This window comes from Lapidilactobacillus salsurivasis (genome assembly GCF_054785215.1).
The window spans coordinates 1-4,596 of record NZ_BAAABI010000019.1; the positions used below are offsets into that span (position 1 = coordinate 1).

General features: G+C 49.1%; 6 protein-coding genes. 2 read left to right on the forward strand and 4 right to left on the reverse strand.

Annotated features, from left to right (window positions below; translation table 11 throughout):
• A partial coding sequence (locus ACYVSB_RS12575; RefSeq protein ID WP_461219657.1) for a transposase occupies positions 1-347 on the forward strand: 347 nt, incomplete at its 5' end.
• Positions 348-356: 9 nt separating this feature from the next.
• Here the strand turns inward: ACYVSB_RS12575 and deoD are convergent.
• Together deoD and ACYVSB_RS12585 are read right to left on the reverse strand one after the other, a co-directional pair.
• On the reverse strand, positions 357-1,055 hold the full coding sequence (gene deoD / locus ACYVSB_RS12580) for a purine-nucleoside phosphorylase (RefSeq protein ID WP_125600415.1): 699 nt from the start codon (positions 1,053-1,055) through the stop codon (positions 357-359).
• A gap of 207 nt (positions 1,056-1,262) precedes the next feature.
• Positions 1,263-1,445: a hypothetical protein gene (locus ACYVSB_RS12585; protein WP_461219658.1), complete on the reverse strand. Its 183-nt coding sequence runs from the start codon at positions 1,443-1,445 to the stop codon at positions 1,263-1,265.
• Positions 1,446-1,712: 267 nt separating this feature from the next.
• Between ACYVSB_RS12585 and ACYVSB_RS12590 the strand changes: the two genes are divergently transcribed.
• Positions 1,713-1,982: a hypothetical protein gene (locus ACYVSB_RS12590; protein WP_461219659.1), complete on the forward strand. Its 270-nt coding sequence runs from the start codon at positions 1,713-1,715 to the stop codon at positions 1,980-1,982.
• On the opposite strand, the gene ACYVSB_RS12595 is transcribed toward ACYVSB_RS12590, so the two are convergent.
• Both ACYVSB_RS12595 and deoC read right to left on the reverse strand, forming a co-directional pair.
• The gene (locus ACYVSB_RS12595; protein ID WP_461219660.1) at positions 1,955-3,157 is read right to left on the reverse strand and encodes a phosphopentomutase; all 1,203 of its coding nucleotides are present in this window, start codon (positions 3,155-3,157) and stop codon (positions 1,955-1,957) included. The genes ACYVSB_RS12590 and ACYVSB_RS12595 overlap by 28 nt on opposite strands.
• A complete protein-coding gene (gene deoC, locus ACYVSB_RS12600; protein ID WP_125602385.1) occupies positions 3,144-3,812 on the reverse strand; it encodes a deoxyribose-phosphate aldolase in 669 nt (222 codons plus the stop codon). Before deoC ends, ACYVSB_RS12595 begins: the two co-directional genes overlap by 14 nt.
• Positions 3,813-4,596 lie beyond the last annotated feature (784 nt).

A 4,596-nucleotide genomic window follows, 5' to 3' on the forward strand; every position in this document is an offset into this window, starting at 1 on the left:
CTGCTTCGATCTTCGCCAAACGGAAGTTTGAAGTTGAACCAGTTTTTGGAAATATTAAAACGAACATGAATTTTATGCGCTTCTCTGTACGTGGGAAACGGGCAACCAATAACGAAATGGGATTGGTATTTATGGCCGCTAACCTAAAAAAACTGACGAAGTCATTATTAAACAACGATAACCTATTGGTAAAATTTGAGCGTTTTATGGCGCTCTATTTGTGTACCCAAAAAATAGATCTGGCCGAAAAAAATAAAAAAATCGAACATTCCCAGAGAAAACAGAATGTTCGATCGTCTTTATTTTTGGATCGGCAATTATGGCCGAGCCTCCTTTTCAGATGCTAAAAATCAATCCTAATTCGTTTGCAACGCGATATTGATCATGTCGTTGAAGGACGTTTGCCGCTCTTCCGCGGTGGTTTCCTCGCCGGTGATCAAGTGGTTGCTGACCGTGAAGACGCCCAGCGCGCGGCGTTTGAACTTCGCCGCCAAGAGATATAAGGCTGGTGTTTCCATCTCGGTCGCCAAAACGCCGTAATCGATCAGTTTTGGCATGTCGATTTCGTCATTGTAGAACCGATCCTCACCCAAAACATTACCGACATGGTAACGAATACCGTCTTGTTTCGCCACCGCCACAGCCTTAGCCAACAGCTCATAATCCGCCACGGGGGCGAAATTGATGCTCGGGCCAAAAGTATTATTAACAATGGCAGAGTCAGTCGAAGCCGCTTGGGCCATTACCACGTCGCGAATCTTCACATCTGGTCCTAAGCCGCCAGCCGTGCCGACGCGAATCAGCGTTTGGACATCGTAAAATTGGATCAATTCATTCACATAGATTGAAATCGAGGGAATCCCCATCCCCGTCGACTGAACTGAGACACGCTCGCCGCGATACAGGCCGGTATAGCCAAAGGCGTTCCGAATCTCGTTATAAAGATGGATATCAGTCAGAAAATTCTCGGCAATATATTTTGCGCGTAGGGGATCACCTGGTAGTAAAACTTTTTCAGCGATCGCACCTTTTTCGGCGCCAATATGTGTACTCATGTTTTTTCCTCCGTGATTGTTTTTTGTTTATTATCCGCTTGGTATTGCTTAAGCTGACTTAAAAGTAGCTTGCCCGCAGCTTGCGCTGCGCGCCGCGTTGGTGGTTGGCAGATGTGGTAGGGCTCCAGGTCGGGCTGGGGGTGGTGGAACGCTGCGGGCACGATTTTGAGCTTTTCGGAAACCCACCGAAAATCTCAAAACTCGGCCTTATTGTAGGCGATAAATCGCCAACAATAATATCGCGGCTGACTCACCCCCAGCCCGACCTTCCACCAACAAACAAACGAGCCACCAACGCCACGCTCCGCTCCAGCCGCTCAACGTTATAACAGCCGTTTGAGCACTCACGCCGACTGGCAAGCTATAGTCAATTGATGAGGAGCCACGCAATCAACGACCGTGTTTAGTGGTCAGCAGCTTTAAATTGGTAACACCAGTACAGTCTAGCTGATGAACTACGCAAATTCTGGATAAATCAGCTGGATCGGTCGATTTCCAACCAAAATCCGCTTAAGTAAGTGAGATAAAGTTGGCGGCACTATCCGAAATGTACCGACCTACTAATCCAAATCAGTTGGCATTGTCGTACCACCTCAAAAATGGGCGGTTGTTTTGACCTCTGACTCGCAAACCACTTCGTCAGATACCCAACTTTAATTGCAGATCAGCTCAATTCTGCCTAGCAACCGGCTGGGACTGCGCGGCTCAGTGGTGAAATTGTCCTTGGCGGCTTTGCCGCTTAGGACAAGGCCTGATTTTGAGACAAGCCGCGGTTTTTGCGGATTGGCTCAAAACAGCGCCCACCACGTTCCAGTCCGCATCAGCAGTCCCAGCCGGTTGCGCTCACGCGCAACACCCACAAGAACTGCCATTAAATCAACCAAAACGCCAGAAATCTGCTACTTCAAATCCGCCAAGAAACTCTGACCCTTGCCATTACCAGCAACATGGAAGTTATCCAAAACAGTCGCGCCTAAATCAGAGAACGGACTGTGAATGCCGATGCTGCCACCTTGCGCGAAGCTTGGTGAGAAGAAGAGTAACGGCACATATTCCCGGGTATGGTCGGTGCCTTTGAAGCAAGGATCGTTCCCGTGGTCAGCCGTAATGAACAACAGATCATCATCATGCAATTTTGGTAATAATTCGCCTAAACGCTCGTCAAAAGCCATCAACGCATCGCCATCACCTTGCGGATTGCGGCGGTGACCGTACATGGCGTCAAAGTCAACCAGGTTCGTGAAGCAGAACCCAGTGAAGTCTTCGTCGGCGGCGGCGATGGTTTTGTCCATGCCATCCATGTTGCTGACGGTGTGCCAGCCTTTCGTGATGCCGCGACCAGAGAAAATATCGTTGATTTTGCCGACACCCAGAACGTCTAGGCCAGCTGCGTGCAGCCGGTCCAAATCAGTGTCTTCGGTTGGTTCCAAAGTATAGTCATGACGATCGCTGGTCCGAACAAAATGATCCTTATCAGGGCCGTTGTATGGCCGCGCGATGATCCGGCCCACATGATACTCATCAATGGTGATCGAACGAGCGTACTCGCAGATCTTATACAATTCGGCCAGCGGAATAATGTCGGTATGCGCCGCGATCTGTAAAACAGAGTCACCGGAAGTATAGACGATCAAGTCACCTGTCGCCATTTGTTCCTCGCCATAATCGTGGATCACGTCGGTCCCACTATATGGTTTGTTGACGATCACTTTGCGACCGCTGAAATCTTCTAATTTTTGTAATAATTCTTGAGGGAAGCCATTAGGGAAGAAGCCTAACGGTTTAGTGACCGGCAAGCCCATCATTTCCCAGTGACCGTCCATGCTGTCTTTACCGGCAGAGATCTCAAACATCTTGCCGTAGTGACCGGCGGGATGTTCGATCGGTTCAGCGCCTAAAATCGGATTGTCTTCGCGAATGTTGCCCAAGCCGATTTTGACCAGGTTAGGGACTTGGAACTTACCTTGGAAAAATTCGCCGATATGGCCTAAAGTGTCGGACCCTTGATCGTCAAACTTAGCGGCGTCTGGTGCTTCGCCGATCCCGATCGAGTCCAAAACAATCCCAAATACACGGTTGAAACGATAATCAGTCTTTGCCATTTGCTTGTGCCTCCTTAAGAATTGTCACTGAGGCGCTGGCCCCGATCCGGTTAGCTCCGGCCGCGATGACCGCTTCGGCCTCCGCTAAGTTGTGCACGCCCCCAGAAGCCTTGACCCCTAATTTATCACCGACAGTGTCCCGCATGATTTTAACGTCATGAGGCGTCGCGCCGCCAGTGGAAAAGCCAGTTGATGTTTTCACGAAATCAGCTTCCGCCGCCATTGACAATTCGCAAGCGCGCTTGATTTCTTCGTCAGTCAACAAGCAAGCCTCAATGATCACTTTCAATAAAGCGCCGGCGCCATGAGCCGTGTGGGCCACATGTTCGATATCCCGTTGGACCGCGTCATTATGGCCTGCTTTCAATTCGCCAATATTGATGACCATATCGACTTCGTTAGCGCCGTCTTGGATCGCTTGCGCTGTTTCGGCAACTTTTGACACCGTAGAAGTTGCCCCCAGAGGAAAGCCGATCACGGTACAGGTATTGACAGTCGTGCCTTTCAATTCCTCGGCGGTCATGCTGACCCAGTAAGGATTGATACAGACTGAGGCGAAGTCATATTCCTTCGCTTCGGCGATCACCTGGCGCACCTGGTCCTCCGTCGCGTCTGGCTTCAAAAGTGTATGATCAAAATACTTTGCAAATTTCATGTTAGCTCTCCTTTTCTGAAACGTGCTCGTCAGTCTGGCTGCTGCCACCTAGCTACCGCACTGTTCCGGGAGCTAAAAGCGGCTCCCCTCAGAGTGACGAGGCTAAATGTGCTGAAACAACGCAGGCCGACGCCCACTTTGTCGTTAAATGAGTACCCACTTGAATCTTATCATGATTAGCGCTTGTTTGGTGATTTTTTACTGAAAAAAATGGGGCAACTTTCAGGAATTTACTGGATTCTTGTCCCCAGCGCGTAAAATCAACGCCCACACCGCTAATCACAAAACCTGACAAAATCCACGATCAAAGCTAAGTATTCACATCCCGTGCCCAAATCATCAATTTGACCTCCTAAAGGTAGTGATCTCATTCTAATTAAAGCGCTTTCCGAACAAAAAAGCAACTGTTTTCTCGAATTGGTGCGGTCCAAATTTTGAAAAAACAACCAACGCAGCTCCGCCGAGCCACGACGATCACAATTTAGTCATCAATCCAGCCAGCCATCACAATTTAGTCATCAATTTATCGGAAAACTGCCCTAAACCAGTCACGAGCGCTTCACGATTATCCGGTATTCTAAGAACATAGCAAAACGAAAGAGATGATGCCCGTCAACCACCCGTGACTAAAGTCACAGGCTTGTGAGAGCATCGCCTAACGGCGACACGACCACAATTTGCTTAGATACAGCCATCGCCTGCAAGCAGGTCTTACGTGCTAATTACCAAAGCCTTTAGAGTCCGCAGGTTGCCAGACGGACTGTGATTCTTAGTTAAGGGCTAA